At 72.4% G+C, this 17,559-nt stretch carries 16 protein-coding genes; 8 read left to right on the top strand and 8 right to left on the bottom strand.

Translation table 11 applies throughout. The features are described from left to right. Positions 1-50: 50 nt before the first annotated feature. The 3 genes from OG257_RS17230 to OG257_RS17220 form a co-directional block, all read right to left on the bottom strand. On the bottom strand, positions 51-1,574 hold the full coding sequence (locus tag OG257_RS17230) for a PTS transporter subunit EIIC (RefSeq protein ID WP_329208597.1): 1,524 nt from the start codon (positions 1,572-1,574) through the stop codon (positions 51-53). Between the two features lie 49 nt (positions 1,575-1,623). Next, positions 1,624-2,598 (bottom strand): N-acetylmuramic acid 6-phosphate etherase, encoded by a 975-nt coding sequence (gene murQ / locus OG257_RS17225; RefSeq protein ID WP_329215151.1) that lies wholly within the window; start codon positions 2,596-2,598, stop codon positions 1,624-1,626. Between the two features lie 78 nt (positions 2,599-2,676). Then, positions 2,677-3,594, bottom strand: a complete 918-nt coding sequence (locus OG257_RS17220; RefSeq protein ID WP_329208596.1) for a MurR/RpiR family transcriptional regulator — start codon at positions 3,592-3,594, stop codon at positions 2,677-2,679. 103 nt (positions 3,595-3,697) lie between these two features. On the opposite strand from OG257_RS17220, the gene OG257_RS17215 reads away from it, so the two are divergent. Beyond that, on the top strand, positions 3,698-4,066 hold the full coding sequence (locus OG257_RS17215; RefSeq protein ID WP_329208595.1) for a hypothetical protein: 369 nt from the start codon (positions 3,698-3,700) through the stop codon (positions 4,064-4,066). Next, positions 4,063-4,344, top strand: coding sequence for a DUF4031 domain-containing protein (locus tag OG257_RS17210; RefSeq protein ID WP_329208594.1), 282 nt, complete (start codon positions 4,063-4,065; stop codon positions 4,342-4,344). Before OG257_RS17215 ends, OG257_RS17210 begins: the two co-directional genes overlap by 4 nt. Here the strand turns inward: OG257_RS17210 and OG257_RS17205 are convergent. Further along, positions 4,301-5,560, bottom strand: a complete 1,260-nt coding sequence (locus OG257_RS17205; RefSeq protein ID WP_329215149.1) for a Cmx/CmrA family chloramphenicol efflux MFS transporter — start codon at positions 5,558-5,560, stop codon at positions 4,301-4,303. The genes OG257_RS17210 and OG257_RS17205 overlap by 44 nt on opposite strands. Positions 5,561-5,632: 72 nt before the next feature. Then, a complete protein-coding gene (locus OG257_RS17200; protein WP_329208593.1) occupies positions 5,633-6,280 on the bottom strand; it encodes an HD domain-containing protein in 648 nt (215 codons plus the stop codon). Positions 6,281-6,373: 93 nt separating this feature from the next. Here OG257_RS17200 and OG257_RS17195 point away from each other — a divergent pair, with 93 nt between their 5' ends. From OG257_RS17195 to OG257_RS17175, 5 genes are all read left to right on the top strand, one after another. Beyond that, positions 6,374-7,123, top strand: a complete 750-nt coding sequence (locus OG257_RS17195; protein WP_329215147.1) for a LamB/YcsF family protein — start codon at positions 6,374-6,376, stop codon at positions 7,121-7,123. Beyond that, the gene (locus tag OG257_RS17190) at positions 7,120-7,755 is read left to right on the top strand and encodes a 5-oxoprolinase subunit B family protein (protein WP_329208592.1); all 636 of its coding nucleotides are present in this window, start codon (positions 7,120-7,122) and stop codon (positions 7,753-7,755) included. The genes OG257_RS17195 and OG257_RS17190 overlap by 4 nt, the downstream gene beginning before the upstream one ends. Next, positions 7,752-8,621, top strand: a complete 870-nt coding sequence (locus OG257_RS17185; RefSeq protein WP_329208591.1) for a biotin-dependent carboxyltransferase family protein — start codon at positions 7,752-7,754, stop codon at positions 8,619-8,621. The genes OG257_RS17190 and OG257_RS17185 overlap by 4 nt, the downstream gene beginning before the upstream one ends. Before the next feature lie 136 nt (positions 8,622-8,757). Further along, positions 8,758-9,453 (top strand): copper homeostasis protein CutC, encoded by a 696-nt coding sequence (locus OG257_RS17180; protein WP_329208590.1) that lies wholly within the window; start codon positions 8,758-8,760, stop codon positions 9,451-9,453. A gap of 144 nt (positions 9,454-9,597) precedes the next feature. After that, complete coding sequence (locus OG257_RS17175; protein WP_329215145.1) at positions 9,598-11,877, top strand: MMPL family transporter; 2,280 nt, start codon at positions 9,598-9,600, stop codon at positions 11,875-11,877. A gap of 56 nt (positions 11,878-11,933) precedes the next feature. Here OG257_RS17175 and OG257_RS17170 read toward each other — a convergent pair whose 3' ends face one another. After that, positions 11,934-12,884, bottom strand: a complete 951-nt coding sequence (locus OG257_RS17170) for a lytic polysaccharide monooxygenase auxiliary activity family 9 protein (RefSeq protein ID WP_443054418.1) — start codon at positions 12,882-12,884, stop codon at positions 11,934-11,936. 294 nt (positions 12,885-13,178) lie between these two features. Next, positions 13,179-15,248, bottom strand: coding sequence for a HelD family protein (locus OG257_RS17165; RefSeq protein WP_329208589.1), 2,070 nt, complete (start codon positions 15,246-15,248; stop codon positions 13,179-13,181). Between the two features lie 360 nt (positions 15,249-15,608). Between OG257_RS17165 and OG257_RS17160 the strand changes: the two genes are divergently transcribed. Further along, complete coding sequence (locus OG257_RS17160) at positions 15,609-15,797, top strand: hypothetical protein (protein ID WP_329208588.1); 189 nt, start codon at positions 15,609-15,611, stop codon at positions 15,795-15,797. A gap of 1 nt (position 15,798) precedes the next feature. On the opposite strand, the gene OG257_RS17155 is transcribed toward OG257_RS17160, so the two are convergent. Then, positions 15,799-17,442, bottom strand: coding sequence for a DNA repair helicase XPB (locus OG257_RS17155; RefSeq protein WP_329208587.1), 1,644 nt, complete (start codon positions 17,440-17,442; stop codon positions 15,799-15,801). Positions 17,443-17,559 lie beyond the last annotated feature (117 nt).

Genomic DNA, 17,559 nt, shown 5'->3' with positions numbered 1-17,559 from the left:
CGGTTCGGACCGGGTACCGCCGACGGATCAGACGGGTGTGCGTGGGTGGATCAGACTCCGGCGGGTTCCTTCGCCGGGGCGCCCGGAGCGGTGCCCGGGTCCGTGGTGGGGTGGCCGCCCGTGGCGGCGACCGTCGACGGGACCGGTTCCTGGGAGACGTTGAACTCCGTCAGCAGGGCCTGGCTGAAGCCGAAGAAGTACGTGGCGACGAACCCGGCGACGTAGCCGACCGCCAGACCGCCCGCGTAGATCGCGATCGTCGAGCCGAGGCCGTGGTTGCCGTCCAGGAGCGGGAACAGGGCCCAGCCGGACGGGCCGATGGCCGTGGAGCCGACCGAGTCGCCGAGCTGGTTGAACAGGCCCACGAAGCCGCCGCCGAAGGCACCGCCGACACAGGCCGTGATGAACGGGCGGCCGAGGGGGAGCGAGACACCGTAGATCAAGGGCTCGCCGACACCCAGGATGCCTGCGGGGAGGGCGGACTTGATGGTTCTGCGGATCGACTCGTTACGGGGCAGGCGCAGGTAGACCGCGGCCGCCGCGCCGACCTGGCCGGCGCCGGCCATGGCGAGGATCGGGAGCAGGACGGTGAAGCCCTGCTGCTCGATGAGCGTGGTGTGGATCGGGATCAGGGCCTGGTGCAGGCCCAGCATCACCAGCGGGAGGAAGAAGCCGCCGAGCAGGAAGCCCGCGCCCGCGCCGCCCGTGGAGAGCAGCCAGTCGGCGAACGTACCGATGGCGGAGGAGACCTCGCCGGCCACGTACATCAGGCCGAAGATCGTGACGAGGCCGGAGATCAGGACCGTCAGGGTCGGGGTGACCAGGACGTCCAGGGCCTCGGGCACCCAGCGGCGGCACCACTTCTCCACGTACACCGCGAGGACCGCGGCACCGAGCGCGCCGAGGACGCCGCCCTGGCCGGGGGAGAGGGTCTGGCCGAAGGCGTCGATGTTCGCGACGCCGGGGAAGACGATGATCGCCGCGACCGCACCGCCCAGGATCGGCGTACCGCCGAACTCCTTCGCCGTGTTGTAGCCGACGAAGACCGCGATCAGCGCCATGAAGCCGGAGGCCATCGCGGCCAGGGCGGGCGTGACCGAGGTCAGCCAGCCGAGGTTCACCAGCAGACCGTTGAGGCCGGCGATGATGCCGCAGCCGATGAGGGCCGGGATCAGCGGGACGAAGACGTTCGCGATCTTGCGCAGGAACAGCTTGAACGGGGTGGCGTTCCTCGCCTTCTGCTGCGCCTTGATGGCCGCACCCTGCGCCGCCAGCTCCTCGGAGGTGTGGACGACGGGGGCGGCCGAGGCGCGCTCCTCCTCGACCAGCTGCTCGAACTCCGGGGTCACCCGGGCGACGGTGCCCGGACCGAGGACGATCTGGTACGTGTCGTCGTCGACCACGCCCATGACGGCCGGGAGGGCCTTGAGGGCGTCGTCGTCGACGAGCGAACGGTCGTGCAGGCCCAGCCGGAGCCGGGTCATGCAGTGGGCGATCGAGCTGACGTTCGCTGCGCCACCGACGAGCGGAAGGATCGCGGCGGCGGTGGCGCGGTTCTTGTCTTCAGTAGCCATGGTGCGTGGTGCCTTGCTGTGCGGGGGTGCGGGAGTGGTGCAGCGGGGGTCAGGTGGTGCGGACGGCCGCGAGGGCGGCGCGGAGGTGGCCGTGGGAGTCGGCCAGGAGCGTGGCGGCGGTGGGGCCGTCGACCTCGCCCAGGATCGTGAGGATGGCGTTCTTGACCTCGCCGTCGGTGGCGGCGAGCGCCGCCTCGATCTCCTGGTCGGAGGCGCCGGTGGCGAGGGAGACGATCCGGCGGGAGCGGGCGCGCAGCTTCTCGTTGGAAGCGCGCACGTCGACCATCAGATTCCCGTAGGTCTTGCCGAGCCGGATCATCGTGATCGTCGACAGCATGTTGAGGACGAGCTTCTGGGCCGTGCCCGCCTTGAGACGGGTCGAGCCGGTGAGCAGCTCGGGGCCGACGACGATCTCCAGGCCGTGTTCGGCGGCTGCGGCGAGCCCGGAGTCCGCGTTGCAGGAGAGACCGATGGTCAGTGCGCCCTTGGCGCGGGCGTGCTCGACGGCCCCGATGGCGTACGGCGTACGGCCGGAGGCCGAGATGCCGACCACCGTGTCGTCGGCGGTGAGGCCCAGCTCGTCCAGGTCCGCGGCGGCCAGCTCCTTGCTGTCCTCCGCGCCTTCGACGGCCTTGACCATGGCGGAGGGGCCGCCCGCGATCAGACCGACGACCTCGGACGGGTCGGTGTTGAAGGTGGGCGGGCACTCGCTGGCGTCGAGGACGCCGAGGCGGCCCGCGGTGCCGGCGCCCGCGTAGATCAGCCGGCCGCCGCGCGCCATGCGCTCGGCGGTGGCGTCGATCGCGGCGGCGATCTGCGGCAGCTTGTCGGCGACCGCTGCGGGGACGGTGCTGTCCTCGCCGTTCATGATCCGCGCTATGTCCTGCGTGGGGAGCTGGTCGATATCGGCGAGCTCGGGGCGGAAAGCCTCGGTGGTGAGCGTGGCGAGCTGGGCGCGCAGCTCGCCGTATCCGCCGGTGGCGGAGTCGGCGGTCGTGGCGTCGGTGTCGGCGGTGGAGGTCATGGACAGCGGCTCTGCTTTCTCGTTCATGTGCGGTTCAGCGGGTGCGGGTGCGGGTGTGGATCAGCCGGTGCGGGTGGCTCAGCGGGTGCGAGGGGTACGGCGGTGGGCGAGCGCCTCGTACGACGCGGCCAGTGCCGGGGCGGCCGTCTCGTAGGTGCGCTGGGCGACGCCTATGAACAGGCAGTCGACGACGAGGAGCTGGCTCGTACGGCTCGACATGGCGGCCGGCCGAAGCTCGCTCTCGCGGGCGGTGGACGTGGTCAGGACGTGGTCGGCGTACTGCGAGACCGGTCCGTCCGGACGGCCGGTGATCGCGATGGTCGTCGCGCCCCGGTCGAAGGCGACCCGGAGCGGCTCGATGACGTCACCGGTCGAACCGGAGTGCGTGATCGCGATGGCCACGTCGCCGGAGCGGAGCTGTACGGCATTGGTCACGGCGAGGTGCGGGTCCATGTGGGCATGGGCGATCAGCCCGATACGGAGCAGCTTCTGCGCCAGGTCCTGGCCGACGAGGGAGGAGGCGCCGACGCCGTAGATGTCGATGCGGCGGGCGGTCGCGGCGGCGGCGACGGCGGCGCCGAGCTGGACGGTGTCCAGACCGGCGGCGGTGTCGGCGAGGGTCTGCTGCTCGTCGTAGGCGAGCTTGGTCACGACGTCGGCGATCGGGTCGTCGACCGCGATGTCGGCGGTGACGGCCGGTGCGCGGCCGGACAGCTGGTGGGCGGCGAGGCCCGCGAGTGCCAGGCGCAGGTCCCGGTAGCCGGGGTAGCCGAGGAGGCGGGCGGTGCGGACCACGGTGGCCTCGCTGGTGCCGGTGAGTTCGGCGAGACCGGTGACGGTGAGGGCGGCGCATCCGGCGGGGTCACCCGCGACGGCTTCGGCGACCCGCTGCATGGAGCGGGTCATGGACGGGGCGAGGGTCCGCACCTTGGCCGCGAGTGCCGCCGGCGCGGGCGGGGAATCGGCGCTGAAACTTTCCTTCACGTCATTGGTCACATTTGAAAGATATTTTCAAGACGGAAGGCCGTCAACCCCCCTTTGGTCCCTACCTCTGAAGGATCAAGGCCAATGCCCGCGGTGCCCGGGTGACAATGGGGCTATGGAGTTGAACACCCTGGAGCAGGAGCTGCACACCGCGCGTGCGCTGGTGATGGCCGACCTCGTCGCGGGCGACGTCGCCGAGGCCGAGATCGTCTCGCTGGTCGAGGACGCGGTGACCCACCGGCGGTGGTGGGTCGAGCAGTGGCCCGAGGGCGTGTCCTTCGTCACCGGCCTGATAGCGCAGGACGTCCAGGACGCGCTGCTGGAGCGCTACGGCCGCTGGCCGCTGTGCCCGGTGTGCACGGAGGACGGGCCGCACGCGCTCGACGTGGAGCCGGAGCTCGGCCCCGATCCGCACTGGGTCTGCACGAAGGCGACCGTGTCCGTGGCGCCCGTGGGGGCGCTCGCCGGGGTGCTGGGCCGGTGACCGTCTATATCGACCCGCCCACCTGGCCGGGGCACGGACGCCTGTGGTCGCACCTGGTCAGCGACGTGTCCTTCGAGGAGCTGCACGCCTTCGCCGCCGGGATCGGCTGCCCGCCGCGTGCCTTCGAGCGCGACCACTACGACGTACCCGAGGCGCATTACGCGGACGCGGTGCGCGCCGGGGCGAAGGAGGTCGGCTCGAAGGAGATCGTGCGCCGGATCACCGCCGCGGGACTCAGGCGGCCGAAGGGGCGCCCTGCGCCGTCCGCTCCGCAGTGACCTGCGCGGGCACACCCGCGCCCGCACGTGCGCCCGTGTCCTTCCCGCCCGCCGCGATCCGCCGCGACGGCCTGCCGCCGCCGAGCCGCAGCGAGACCACCACGGCCGCCAGGCCGAGCACCAGCATCCCGGCTCCCGCCCAGGCCGTGGCCGGGAAACCGAAGTCCGCGTCGATGACCGTGCCGCCCAGCCACGGGCCGCTCGTGTTGCCGAGGTTGAACGCGGCCGTCGTCGTCGCACCGGCCAGCGTCGGGGCCACGCCCGCGACGTTGAACATCCGGGCGTTGAGCGCCGGGGCCGTGTAGAACGCGGACAGGCCCAGCAGGAACGCCAGGACGACCACCGCGATCGGGTTCGACGCGAACAGGGCCAGCGCCACGAGGAAGACAGTCGACGCCGTGATGCCGCTCAGCAGCACCCCGAAGAGGTGCGCGTCCGCGACCCGGCCGCCGATCGTCGTACCGATCACCGCACCGACCCCGAACAGTGCGAGCACCCACGGCACCCAGCCCGAGCTCAGCCCGGCGACGTCCGTCAGCAGCGGCGCGAGATAGCTGAACGCGCAGAAGACACCGCCTGCGGCGAGCGCGGTGATCACGATCGAGAGCCACACCTGGCGGTCCCGGTAGATCGCGACCTCGTGCCTGAGCTGCGGCTTCTTGTCCGGCAGCGGAATGCGCGGAATCCGGGTGGCGACCCCGGCCAGGGCCACGGCGGACGCCGCGCCCACCGCCCAGAACGCCGAACGCCAGCCGAAGTGCTCCCCGAGGAACGCCCCCAGCGGCACCCCCAGCACGTTCGCGATCGACAGCCCGCCGATCATCACGGCCATCGCCCTGGCCCGCGCGTTCATCGGCACCATCGCGATGGCGACCGCCGCCCCGACCGCCCAGAAGCCCGCGCACGCGAAGGCGCTCACCACCCGGGAGACGAAGAGCACCTCGTACGTCGGAGCCAGCGCGCCCGCGATCTGGCCCAGGCCGAAGACCGCGATGAGGGCGATGAGTGTCGTGCGGCGTGGCAGCCGGAGCGTGGCCACGGCCAGCAGCGGGGCGCCGACCACCATGCCGATCGCGAACGCGGATATGAGGAGTCCGGCCTGCGGAATCGACACATCCATGTCGTCGGCGATGGGTGGCAGCAGCCCGGACAGCATGAACTCGCTGGTACCGAGAGCGAAGACCGAGAGGCCGAGGATGTACACGGCCAGTGGCATGCGGGGACGGCTGGAAGCGGAGTCGGGCATGCCAGTCACCAACAGCGCCCCCGACCTGGGAATTCCCGCGTCTCAGTGGGTGAGCAGCTCCAGCTCCGTCGTGAGGTTCTGCCGGGCCCGCGGTTCCCAGGCGGCGACCCCGTGGGGCGTACGGAACAGCCGGGGCAGGCCGAGCAGCTGCCGAAGGACGGCGGCCCGGCCCTCACGGAACGCGTCGTCCGGCACGAAGCCGTACTCCTCGCGCACCTGTGCCGCGTACGTCCCGTACTCCTTCGGGGCCGCCGCCAGGATCGCCAGGTCCGCGTCGCACAGCACCTCGCCGTTCGTGTCGCCGTCCGCCGGGTCGTGGGTGACGGTCAGCCGGACCAGCCGGGCGACCTCGGCCGTGGCCGCTCCGGGGACGCCCGCCTCGGCCAGCGCGCGCTCGGCGAGGGCCGCGCTGCGTTCCTCGTTCTCGGTGCGGTCGGGGCGGTAGACGGCGTCGTGGAACCAGACGGCGAGGCGCACCACGTCAGGGTCGGCGGCGTGGCCGGCCAGGGTGTCGACGCGGTCCAGGACCTGGGTCAGGTGGGCGGTGGTGTGGTAGCGCCGCTGCGGTTCGGCCCAGCGGGCCAGGAGGTTGTCGGCGTACGGCAGCGGGTCGGGGCCGGGGGCTCCGCCCCGCGCGGCGACGAGGGCGTCCTGCCAGCGGCCGCGGAGGGTGTCGGCGGTGTCGGTCATGGGACGACCTTAGAACTGCCGGATCTTGTCGGTTCGCCGAACTCTCGTTAGCGTGCGGCCGTGAAGGAACCGGTGGACCCCACGCACATCCTGATGGATCTCAACGCGGACCTCGGCGAGGGGTTCGGGCGCTGGACCCTCACCGAGGACGAGGCGCTCCTGACCTGTGTCACCAGCGCGAACGTGGCCTGCGGCTTCCACGCGGGCGACGCCTCCGTGATGCGGCGCGTCTGCGACACGGCGGCGGCCCGGGGGGTACGGATCGGGGCACAGGTCTCCTACCGCGACCTCGCCGGGTTCGGGCGCCGGGCCATGGACGTGCCGTCCGCCGAACTCACCGCCGAGATCGCGTACCAGATAGGCGCGCTCCGGGTCTTCGCCGAGGCGGCGGGCTCCACGGTCTCGTACGTCAAACCGCACGGTGCCCTGTACAACCGCACCGTCCGGGACGACGAGCAGGCCGCGGCCGTCATCGAGGGCGTGCTGCTCGCGGGCGGCCGTCCGGCAGTCCTGGGGCTGCCCGGATCACGGCTGCTCGACCGTGCGGGTGCGGCGGGCCTGACGGCCGTCGAGGAGGCCTTCGCCGACCGTGCGTACACCCCGCAGGGCACGCTCGTGCCGCGTGGCGAGGAGGGCGCGGTGCTGCACGACGCGGACGAGGTCGTGCGCCGCAGTGTCGGCATGGCCGTCGAGCGGGCCGTGACGGCCGCGGACGGCAGCCGCATACCCGTCGGTGCGCGTTCCCTGTGCGTCCACGGGGACACCCCCGGGGCGGCGGCGCTCGCCCGACGGGTCCGGGCGGCAATGGAGGAGGCGGGCGTGTCCGTGCGGGCGTTCGCATGAGCGCGATACGGGTGCTTTCCGCCGGCCCCGGGGCCCTGCTGGTCGAGCTCCCCTCCCCGGAGGCCGCGGAGGCCTTCCACGCGGAGCTGCTGCGCCGCCGGGCGGACGGCGCCCTGCCCGCGGTGCGCGAGATCGTCCCGGGCGCCCGGACGGTACTGCTGGACGGGGTGGAGGACCGCTCACTGGCCGATCAGCTGCCGGCCTGGGAGATACCGCCGCTGCACCGGGGCGCCGGGGAGGTCGTCGAGATCCCCGTCGTCTACGACGGCCCGGATCTCGGCGACGTGGCCGAGGCCTGGGGCGTCGCCGTCGACGACGTACCGCTCATCCACGCCGGTACGGAGTTCCGGGTGGCCTTCTGCGGATTCGCACCCGGATTCGGCTACCTCACGGGGCTGCCGGAGCATCTGCACGTACCGCGCCGCGCCACCCCGCGGACCCGGGTACCCGCCGGCGCGCTGGCCCTCGCGGGGCCGTACACCGGCGTGTACCCGCGCCCCTCGCCCGGCGGCTGGCAGATCGTCGGCCGGATGCCGGAACCGGGCGCCCTGTGGGACCCGGCCCGCGAACCGGCGGCGCTGCTCGGCCCGGGGGTGCGGGTGCGCTTCGTGGCGGCGGGGGTACGCGGATGAGCCCCCGGCTCCAGGTGGTCCGGGCCGGGGCGCTGACGACCGTGCAGGACGAGGGGCGGACCGGCTGGGCACACCTCGGGGTGCCCCGGGCGGGGGCGCTGGACGGGCCCGCCCGGCGCCTGGCCAACCGGCTCGTCGGCAACGCCCCGGACGCGGCCGTCCTGGAGACCACGCTCACGGGCTGCGCCGTCCGGCTGTCCGGTACCCGGTCCGTGGCCGCCGTCGTCGGCGGCGCGGGCTGCCGGGTGACGGTGGACGGGCGGCCGGTGGCGTGGGGTGCGCCCGTGCGCGTACCGGAAGGGGCCGTGCTGGAGGCCGGGCCCGCGGTGCACGGCCTGCGCAGCTACCTGGCGTTCGGGGGCGGCCTGGTGCCGGAACCGGTGCTCGGCAGCCGCTCCGCCGACCTGCTCTCCGGGCTCGGCCCGCCGGTCCTGCGCGACGGTGACGTACTGCCCCTGGGCCCCCTGGGGCATGGGGGCAACTGCCCGCCCGCCGAAGCGGTGCCGTGGCCGGGTGCGCCCGCCGAACTGGTCCTCCCGCTGCACCTCGGCCCCCGCCACGCGTGGTTCACCGGGGCCGCGCTCCGCACACTGACGACCGCCGCGTACCGGGTCTCGGCGCAGAGCAACCGCATCGGACTGCGTACGGAGGGCCCCGCCCTGGAACGCGCCCGCGACGGGGAACTGCCGAGCGAGGGCATGGTGCTGGGGGCCGTCCAGGTGCCGCCGGACGGGCGGCCCGTGGTGTTCCTCAACGATCATCCGACGACGGGCGGCTACCCGGTCGTCGGTGTGGTCGCCGACTCGGCGCTGGCGGGGGCCGCACAGGCGGTTCCCGGGACGCGCGTGAGGTTCGTGCGGGCGTAGCGCGGGGGGAAGCCGTGCCCGTCGCACGTTATGTTCAGAACCCATGCGTTCAGATGGGGAGCTGCGCCCTCGGGGGACCGCCCCGTAGGCTGGTCATTGGACTAGACCTGCAGCCGCTCCGAAGGAATGGAACCCCATGAGCAACCGTGCAGTCCTGGAGGTGATCGCTCTCGACGCGGAGGACGCGGTCGCAGCTCAGGCCGGTGGTGCGGACCGCCTCGAAGTGGTCACCGACATGGCCGCGGACGGCCTGACACCGTCCCCGAAGACCCTCGCGGAGATCCGGTCCGCAGTGGACATCCCGCTGCGCGTGATGCTCCGGGTCGCTGACGGGTTCGCGGTCGGCGACATCGACGTCCTGGTGGACAAGGCGCGCGAGATGCGGGCCGAAGGAGCCGAGGAATTCGTGCTCGGCTTCCTCGACCGGGACGGCCACGTCGACCTCGTCGCCGTCGAGCGCCTCGTCGCCGAGCTGAACGGCTGCCGCTGGACCTTCCACCGTGCGATCGACCGGGCCGTGGACCGGGACGCCCTGCGCAAGCACCTCGCGGAACTCCCCGGCCTGGACACGTACCTGACGGCGGGCTCGGCGGACGGCGTCGACGCGGGCATTCCGACACTGCTGGCCGAGGCGGCTCGCGCGGCCTCGGGACAGCCCGGCTACGAACCGCAGATCCTCGTGGGCGGCGGACTGCGCCTGGAACACCTGCCGCGCCTGCTCGCCGCGGGCATCGACGCCTTCCACATCGGCGGGGCGGCACGGCCGGGCGGCTGGTCGGAGCCGGTGGACGTGGCGGCCGTACGGGAGTGGCGCGCCGTGCTCGACAGGTGAGGTGCGGCTGCCCGGCGCCCTGACCCGTGAACTCCGGCAGGCGCCGGGCACGTCACCCGTTCCGTCACTCCGGGAGTGCCGGGGCACTCGAACGGCACTTGAATGCTGAGTGTCCTGGTGCGCCGCTCCACCCCCGGAGTCCACATGCCGCTCTCCCAGTCCGTCCACGGCCGCGGTGCGCGGTCGAGCCGCGCGGGCGTGCTGCGCAGGACCGGGGAATGGTGCGCCCGCCACTTCGTGATCGTCATCGTCCTGTGGCTGGCCGCGCTCGCCGGGGGCCAGGCGCTGCAGCACGTGTACGGGGGCGACTACTCCGACGACTTCTCGATCCCCGGAACCCAGTCGCAGGACGGGCTGGATGTGCTCGAGGCGCACGCTCCCGCGGCCGGCGGCTACAGCAGCCAGGTGGTGCTGCACGATCCGGGCGGGCCGCTCAGCGCGGTCAGCAGCGAGGTCTCGACCGTCGTGGCAAGTCTTCAGAAGCTGCCGGACGTGCTGTCGGCCCAGAACCCCCTGTCGTCGGACGCCCCCGCCACCACGCCGAACGTCGGGCCGCTCTCCACCGACGGGAAGACGGCGTACATCACCGTCCGGTTCAGCGTGCAGCCCTCCACCCTGGGCGCCGGCTACCTCGACGGGGTGGACGCGGCGGTCCAGCCGCTGCGTGCCGAGGGCGTCGACGTGGAGTACGGCGGCCCGTTGGGCGAGCTGGCCCGGCCGGAGGCGAACGACCGGACGAGCGAGGCCATCGGATTCGCGGTGGCCGTTCTGGTTCTGCTGATCGGCTTCGGCAGCCTCCTGGCCGCCCTGCTGCCCCTGGTGACCGCCCTCGTCTGCGTCGTCTTCGGGCTGGCCCTGCTGGGGCTGCTGGCCGCCGCGATGACCTTCGCCACCGTCTCACCGACGCTGGCCACGATGATCGGGCTCGGGGTCGGGATCGACTACGCGCTGTTCCTCGTCACCCGGCACCGCCAGAACCTCATGGACGGCAGGGATCCGGTGACCGCCGCCGGGATGGCCACCGCCACCAGCGGGCGGGCCGTACTGCTCTCCGGGTGCACGGTGATCATCGCCCTCTGCGGACTGTGGGTCTCCGGGATCTCGTTCATCGGCAAGCTCGGCCTGGCCGCGGCCGTCACCGTGGTCACGGCCGTCCTCGGCGCCCTCACCCTGGTGCCGGCCATGCTCGGACTGATCGGGCGGCACATCGACCGGATCCACGTACGCAAGCCGGTCGCGGAGACGGAGGCGGACCCGGAGACGGAGTCGGAGGCGGACGCCGGGAAGGCCGCGCACGGCAGCGTCAGCGGCGGTACCTGGCACCGGTACGCGCAACGCGTCGAGCGCAGGCCGTGGTGGTTCCTGACCGGCGGCGTCGTGGTGCTGGCCGTCCTCGCCTTTCCGCTCTTCTTCATCCAGCTCGGCCACATCGGGGACGGCGCCGACCCCAAGTCCTTCACCGACCGGCGCGCCTTCGACCTGATGTCCTCGGCGTTCGGGCCGGGTTCGAACGGCCCGCTGACGATCGTGATCGACCAGAGCGCGGTCGCGCAGGACGACCGGTCCGCGCTGGAGTCCCAGGCCCAGCAGGCCCTGACGAAGGTGCCGGACGCCGCCCTCATCACCCCGCTCACCCCCACGTCGGACGGGGACGTCCTCACGGCCACCGCGTACTCCGTGGCCGCGCCGCAGGACGAGAGGACCACGGAACTGACCAACCGGCTGACGGACGACGTCCTGCCGGACGCGGTCTCCGGCACCTCGGCGAACACGTACGTCACCGGCACGACCGCCGCCCAGGTCGACTTCCTGGACATCGTCTCCAGCCGACTGCCCCTGATCATCGTGGTGGTGGTCGGCCTCGCCTTCCTCGTGATCCTGGCCGTGTTCCGGGGACTGCTCGTCGCGGTCAAGGCGGCGGTGCTCAACGTGCTGTCGATCGCGGCCTCGTACGGGGTCGTGGTGGCCGTCTTCCAGTGGGGCTGGGGCGGGCCCGCACTGGGGGTGTCGGGCGATGTCCCGATCGAGAGCTACGTGCCGATGATGATGTTCGCCATCGTCTTCGGGTTGAGCATGGACTACGAGATCTTCCTGCTGTCCCGGATCCACGAGGCCTGGCTGCGCACCCAGGACCCCAAGGCCAGCGTGGCGCACGCCCTGGAGATCACCGCCCGGGTCATCACCTGCGCGGCCCTGATCATGGTCAGCGTCTTCGCCGCGTTCCTGATCAGCGACAACATCGTCGTGAAGATGCTGGGCCTCGGACTCGCGGCGAGCGTGCTCATCGACGCCACCGTCGTCCGGCTGCTCCTCGTGCCCGCCGTGATGACCCTGCTGGGCCGTGCCGCGTGGTGGTCGCCGCGCTGGCTGGACCGGATCCTTCCGCGTCTGGACCCGGAGGGCGACGCCAAGGCCGACGGGTGAACCCGGGCCGGTGGCCACCGGCCCGGGTTCACGGGTTCACGAAGCCTCCCTCGCGGTCAGTGGCCCTGTCCGGCCTGCCGGCGGCGGCGCCGGCTCTGCGCCACGGCTCCTGCGGCGAAGATCAGGGCGGCGCCGGTCAGTGAGACCGCCGTCGCGGCGGGAAGGTAGCCGGCCGACGGGTCATGCGCGGAGGCCACCGGACCGGCCTCGTCGACCGGGACGGCGTGCCCGGCGTGCTCCGCGTGCACCGGTTCGGCCCGGGTCCCGGACTTCTCCGCGGCCGCCGCCAGTTCGCCGGCGGACATCCGGCTGCCGTTCATGCCGGTGACCTCGCCGCTGCCGCCGTCGAAGACGACGTCGGAGCAGGAGTAGAAGTTCTCCTGGCTGTCCGAGCGGATCCAGTGGATGAAGATCATGTGCTTGCCGGACTTGCCCTGCGGGAGCTGGAGGTTCCAGTAGTAGTTGCCGCCGTCCGAGCCGGCGCCGCCCGACTGCGGCGGGTTGTCCACGGTCTGGGTGAGCGTCAGGTCGCCCCACGCCAGGGGCTTGTCCGGCGTCCAGCCGTCCTTGGTGATGTAGACGTCGAACCTGCCCGGGTGTGCGGCCCAGTTGCTGTACTTGATCTGGGTGGTGGCGCCCGCGGTGAGGTGTGTCGTGGGCCAGTCGCTGCGGGCCGCGTTGTACGAGGAGAAGTTGTACGGGCCGTTGTGGCCGCCGCTGCAGAGCTCGCCGTCGGGGATGTAGCCGGTGGTCCGCCCGCCGCCGTTGGAGTCCAGGACGCCGAACCAGTTGTACAGCGGTGTGGTGCCGGTCTGCGCGACCGCGGCGGCACAGGCCGGGTTGGACGGGGTCTGGTTCCCGCTCGCGATCATGTCCTTGTAGCACAGGAAGCTGCGTGAGCCCGGCTCCATGGCGACGCCGTGAGCGGATGCGGGGGAGGGCAGGCCGGCCAGGGTGAGGCCTAACAGGCCCGCGCCCAGGAGGCTCAGCGCGCGAGGTGCGCGCATCGGGGACCTTCTGCGGAGGATGTTTCGCACAGCCATGAGGTTGATCTCCTTCGGGGGGATTCTCTGATGGGGCAGATAACCCTGGTGCCGGCGGAGCCGGCCGGTGCAGGTGGGGGGAGGGGAGGTGCAGGAGATGCGTGGGAGCGCTCCCAAAAACGTAGCGCGCGCCTGGTGGTCTGTAAACGCCCCGTGCGACGCCCGTCACAACTTCCCTTGCGCGCAGGGGACTTACGCCGTGCGGCGGGCAGGGCGGCGCGCCCCCGTGCCCGCCCTGCCCGCCGGTGCGCCGCAGGCCTACGCCAGCTGCTCCGGCAGCGTCGCGGCGTGCAGCACGATCAGGCCCGACACCGCACGGGTCAGCGCCACGTACAGCCGCCGCAGGCCCGTGCGTTCGTCGGGTTCGCCGTCGACCACCGCGGACGGTTCGTCCAGCACCACGTAGTCGTACTCCAGGCCCTTCGCCAGCGATGCCGGTACCAGGGTCAGGCGCGAGGCGGCCGTCGTCTCCTCGCCGGGGGAGAGGTACGCGTGGCCCGCCGCCGTGAGGGCGTCGGCCAGGGCGGGGATGCGGGCGTCGGCGGCGATCAGGCCGATCGAGCCCTCGTGGACCAGCGACTCCTCGCAGGCCGCGACCACCGCCGCGTCCAGGCCGTCCGGGGCCACCTCCCGTACGGCCAGCGAGCCGGGCGACTCACGCACGGACTCCACGGCGGCCAGGCCGGGCGAGATCGCGGGGAGCAGCCGGGAGGCGTACGCGATCACCTCGCGCGGCACACGGAAGCCGGCGGTCAGCTCCTCCACCACCGCGTCCGCCTTGCCGAGGTGGAACAGCGCCTGCGCCCAGCTCTCCGTCGACCACGGCGTCGTCCCCTGCGCCAGGTCGCCGAGCACCGTCGCCGAACCGGTCGAGCAGCGGCGTCCCACCGCCCGGTACTGCATCGGGGACAGGTCCTGGGCCTCGTCGATGACGACATGGCCCAGCGAGTGCGTACGGGCCACCAGGTCACCCGCCTCGTCGATGAGGACCGCGTCCGCCGCCGACCACTTCGCCGACTTCACGCTGCGGGCGGGCCTGGCCATGAGGATCTGCTTCTGCTCGTCCCCGGTGAGGATCCCCTCCGCGTGCGCGGCCAGGAAGTCGGGGTCCGTCAGGAGTCGCAGCACCAGCTTCGACGGCTCCACCGCCGGCCAGATCGCCTTCACGGCCGCCTTCACCGCGGGGGTCCGCGCCACCGCGTTCTGCACCCGGTCGTCCGGCGCCTCGCCCGCCTCCTCCATGCGTACGAGGACGGCGTGCGCGATGCGCTGCGGGAGCGCCTCGTGGGCTGCGCCGTAGCGCATGTCGCGGGCCAGCAGCTCGCCCACCATCTCCTCGATCTCGTACGCCGGTACCCGCCAGCGACGTGAGCCGCGCACCACCACGACGCCCTCCGTCGGCAGGGTGACGTGCGAGCGGAGCGCGCGCCGCAGGACCTCCGCCATCCGGGCGTCGCCCTTGATCACGGCGGCGGCGGCCTCGTCCGTGCCGCGCACCTCGACCTGCGCCGTCACGAGGTCCTCGACCGTCGCCTGCTTCACCTCCAGCTCGCCCAGCGCGGGCAGGACCTGCTCGATGTAGTGCAGGAACGACCGGTTCGGGCCGATGACGAGGGTGCCCGTGCGGGCGAGCCGCTCGCGGTGCGCGTACAGGAGGTAGGCGACACGGTGCAGGCCGACGGCCGTCTTTCCGGTACCCGGGCCTCCCTGGACGCAGACCGTCCCGCCGAGCCCGCTGCGGACGATCTCGTCCTGCTCCGGCTGGATCGTCGCCACGATGTCGCGCATCGGGCCGACGCGGGGCCGCTCGATCTCCGCCTGGAGGAGCTTGCTGGTCTGCTCGGTCTCCGCCGGGTCGGTGAGGTGCTCGTCCTCGTACGCGGTCAGCTCGCCGCCGGTGTAGCCGAAGCGGCGCCGGCGGTCGACGTCCAGCGGGTTGTTCCTGGACGCCTGGTAGAACGGCTGGGAGACCGGGGCGCGCCAGTCGATGACCATCGGGTCGCCCTGGGCGTCGTGGACGTGGCGGCGCCCGATGTAGAACTGCTCGCCCTCGGCGCCCTCCGCCTCCTGGGTGCCGACCGGGTGCCGGTAGTCGAGGCGGCCGAAGAAGAGCGGTGTGTGGGAGAGGTCGGCGAGCGCCTTGATGCGGTCGTCGATCTGGGCCTGCAGGACGGCGGCGTTGACCCAGTTCGCCGTGACATCGCGGATGTCGAGGGCCTGTACGTCCTCGCGCATGGCGCGCAGTGCGGCGCGGGAACCGGCGAGGTGGGCGCGTTCCCCGTCCAGTGGACTGCTGGTGTCTTCGCTTGTCTCTTCGTGCGCGGGCACGGTGTTGCCTCCGGCTTTTCAACGCAGGACGGCGGACCCGGCCCACTGGGCCGGGTCCGCTCAAGGACGTTCACAGGTGCGCACGCAGAGGAACGCGTGCGGCTGTTGTCGGCCGGTTTCCGTCCGGTCGGCGGCGCTCCCCCGGCTGCCGGCCGCTCAGGGAGGCGGGCCGGTACCACGGTGCGGGAGGCGGGCAGACCGGCGATTGTAGCGACCGCGGTCCGCAGCGTCGAACGATTAAGAGCGTTGTCCGTACGCCCCGTAGGGGACGGCATGCGACCTGCGGCCTACCCGCGCCCTCGCGCGCTTCCGTCCGCAGACCGATGCCGCCACGGGCGGGGGCGGCGCACCATGGAAGGCATGAGCACCGTTTATCTGAACCCGCGCAGGACCGGGCCCGCGCACGGCGCGACCGCGGCCACCGGTCACCCCCGACACCGCCTGGGCGACGCGGTGCGCGCCGTCACCGTCTTCGCGCGCACCGCTTTCGGAGTGGTCGTCCTCGGCGAGTACGCCGAGGAGGCGGGCATCGTCCGCCGCCACCGCTGAGTCAGTTGCCCGCCAGCAGCTCGTCCGCGTCGACGATCCGGTACGCGTACCCCTGCTCGGCCAGGAACCGCTGGCGGTGCGCCGCGAAGTCCTGGTCGATCGTGTCGCGCGCGACGACCGAGTAGAAGCGGGCCTCGTGCCCGTCCGCCTTCGGCCGCAGCACCCGGCCGAGCCGCTGCGCCTCCTCCTGGCGCGAGCCGAACGTTCCCGACACCTGGATGGCGACCGTCGCCTCCGGCAGGTCGATCGAGAAGTTCGCGACCTTCGACACGACCAGCACGCTGATCTCGCCCTCGCGGAACGCGCCGAACAGCTTCTCGCGCTGCGCGTTGCTCGTCTCGCCCTTGATCACAGGGGCGTTCAGGTGCTCACCGAGCTCGTCGAGTTGGTCGATGTACTGCCCGATGACGAGGGTCTGCTCGCCCTGGTGCTTCCGCACGAGCGCCTCGGTGACCTTGCGCTTCGTCGCGGTCGTCGCGCAGAACCGGTACTTCTCCTCGGTCTCGGCCGTCGCGTACGCGAGACGTTCCGTGTCCGTCAGGTTGACGCGGACCTCGACACAGTCGGCGGGCGCGATGTAGCCCTGCGCCTCGATCTCCTTCCACGGCGCGTCGAACCGCTTGGGCCCGATGAGCGAGAAGACGTCCGACTCGCGGCCGTCCTCGCGCACCAGCGTGGCGGTGAGCCCGAGGCGCCGCCGGGCCTGGAGGTCGGCGGTGAACTTGAAGACGGGTGCGGGCAGGAGGTGCACCTCGTCGTAGATGACCAGACCCCAGTCGCGGGAGTCGAACAGCTCCAGGTGCGGGTAGATGCCCTTACGGCGGGTCGTCAGCACCTGGTACGTGGCGATGGTGACCGGCCGGATCTCCTTGCGCGTACCGCTGTACTCGCCGATCTCGTCCTCGGTCAGCGAGGTCCGCTTCACCAGCTCGTGCTTCCACTGCCTGGCCGAGACGGTGTTCGTGACGAGGATCAGCGTGGTCGCCTTGGCCTCCGCCATCGCACCGGCTCCGACCAGCGTCTTTCCGGCGCCGCAGGGGAGGACGACGACACCGGAGCCGCCGTGCCAGAACCCTTCGACGGCCTGCCTCTGGTACGGGCGGAGCGCCCAGCCGTTCTGGTCCAGCTCGATCGGGTGCGCCTCGCCGTCGACGTACCCGGCGAGGTCCTCGGCCGGCCAGCCCAGCTTCAGCAGCGTCTGCTTGATCTGCCCGCGCTCGGAGGGGTGCACGGCCACGGTGTCCGGGTCGAGGCGTGCCCCGACCAGCGGCTGGACCTTCTTCGAGCGGAGGATCTCCTCCAGGACCGGCCGGTCGTTGGAGGTCAGCACCAGCCCGTGGACCGGGTGCTTGGAGAGGGTGAGGCGGCCGTACCGCGCCATCGTCTCGGCGATGTCGACGAGGAGCGCGTGCGGCACGGGGTAGCGCGAGTACTCCACGAGGGCGTCGACGACCTGCTCGGCGTCGTGCCCCGCGGCGCGGGCGTTCCACAGGCCGAGCGGGGTGAGCCGGTAGGTGTGGATGTGCTCGGGCGCACGCTCCAGCTCCGCGAACGGGGCGATCGCACGACGGCAGGCGTCGGACTGGTCGTGGTCGACTTCGAGGAGCAGCGTCTTGTCGCTCTGGACGATGAGGGGTCCGGTCACGCGCGTCGGCCCTTTCTGTTCTGCTTCTGCCCTGCTGCTGGAATCTGCCGCGGGGCGGCCGCGAACGGCCAAACGTCCAGTGTGCCGCATCGGGGGCGTGAGCGGGTGAGTCGTGTG

Origin of the sequence: Streptomyces sp. NBC_00683 (assembly GCF_036226745.1) — a bacterium.
Taxonomy (GTDB): domain Bacteria; phylum Actinomycetota; class Actinomycetes; order Streptomycetales; family Streptomycetaceae; genus Streptomyces.
This window is presented reverse-complemented; position numbering and strand designations above follow the sequence as displayed.

Coding starts and splice junctions, on each gene's coding strand:
- OG257_RS17205 (WP_329215149.1), bottom strand. CDS start 5,560: ATGCCACTGGCCGTGTACATCCTCGGCCTCTCGGTCTTCGCTCTCGGT.
- OG257_RS17230 (WP_329208597.1), bottom strand. CDS start 1,574: ATGGCTACTGAAGACAAGAACCGCGCCACCGCCGCCGCGATCCTTCCG.
- OG257_RS17190 (WP_329208592.1), top strand. CDS start 7,120: ATGAGCGCGATACGGGTGCTTTCCGCCGGCCCCGGGGCCCTGCTGGTC.
- OG257_RS17215 (WP_329208595.1), top strand. CDS start 3,698: ATGGAGTTGAACACCCTGGAGCAGGAGCTGCACACCGCGCGTGCGCTG.
- OG257_RS17170 (WP_443054418.1), bottom strand. CDS start 12,884: ATGCGCGCACCTCGCGCGCTGAGCCTCCTGGGCGCGGGCCTGTTAGGC.
- OG257_RS17185 (WP_329208591.1), top strand. CDS start 7,752: ATGAGCCCCCGGCTCCAGGTGGTCCGGGCCGGGGCGCTGACGACCGTG.
- OG257_RS17160 (WP_329208588.1), top strand. CDS start 15,609: ATGAGCACCGTTTATCTGAACCCGCGCAGGACCGGGCCCGCGCACGGC.
- murQ (WP_329215151.1), bottom strand. CDS start 2,598: ATGACCTCCACCGCCGACACCGACGCCACGACCGCCGACTCCGCCACC.
- OG257_RS17195 (WP_329215147.1), top strand. CDS start 6,374: ATGGATCTCAACGCGGACCTCGGCGAGGGGTTCGGGCGCTGGACCCTC.
- OG257_RS17180 (WP_329208590.1), top strand. CDS start 8,758: ATGAGCAACCGTGCAGTCCTGGAGGTGATCGCTCTCGACGCGGAGGAC.
- OG257_RS17200 (WP_329208593.1), bottom strand. CDS start 6,280: ATGACCGACACCGCCGACACCCTCCGCGGCCGCTGGCAGGACGCCCTC.
- OG257_RS17175 (WP_329215145.1), top strand. CDS start 9,598: ATGCCGCTCTCCCAGTCCGTCCACGGCCGCGGTGCGCGGTCGAGCCGC.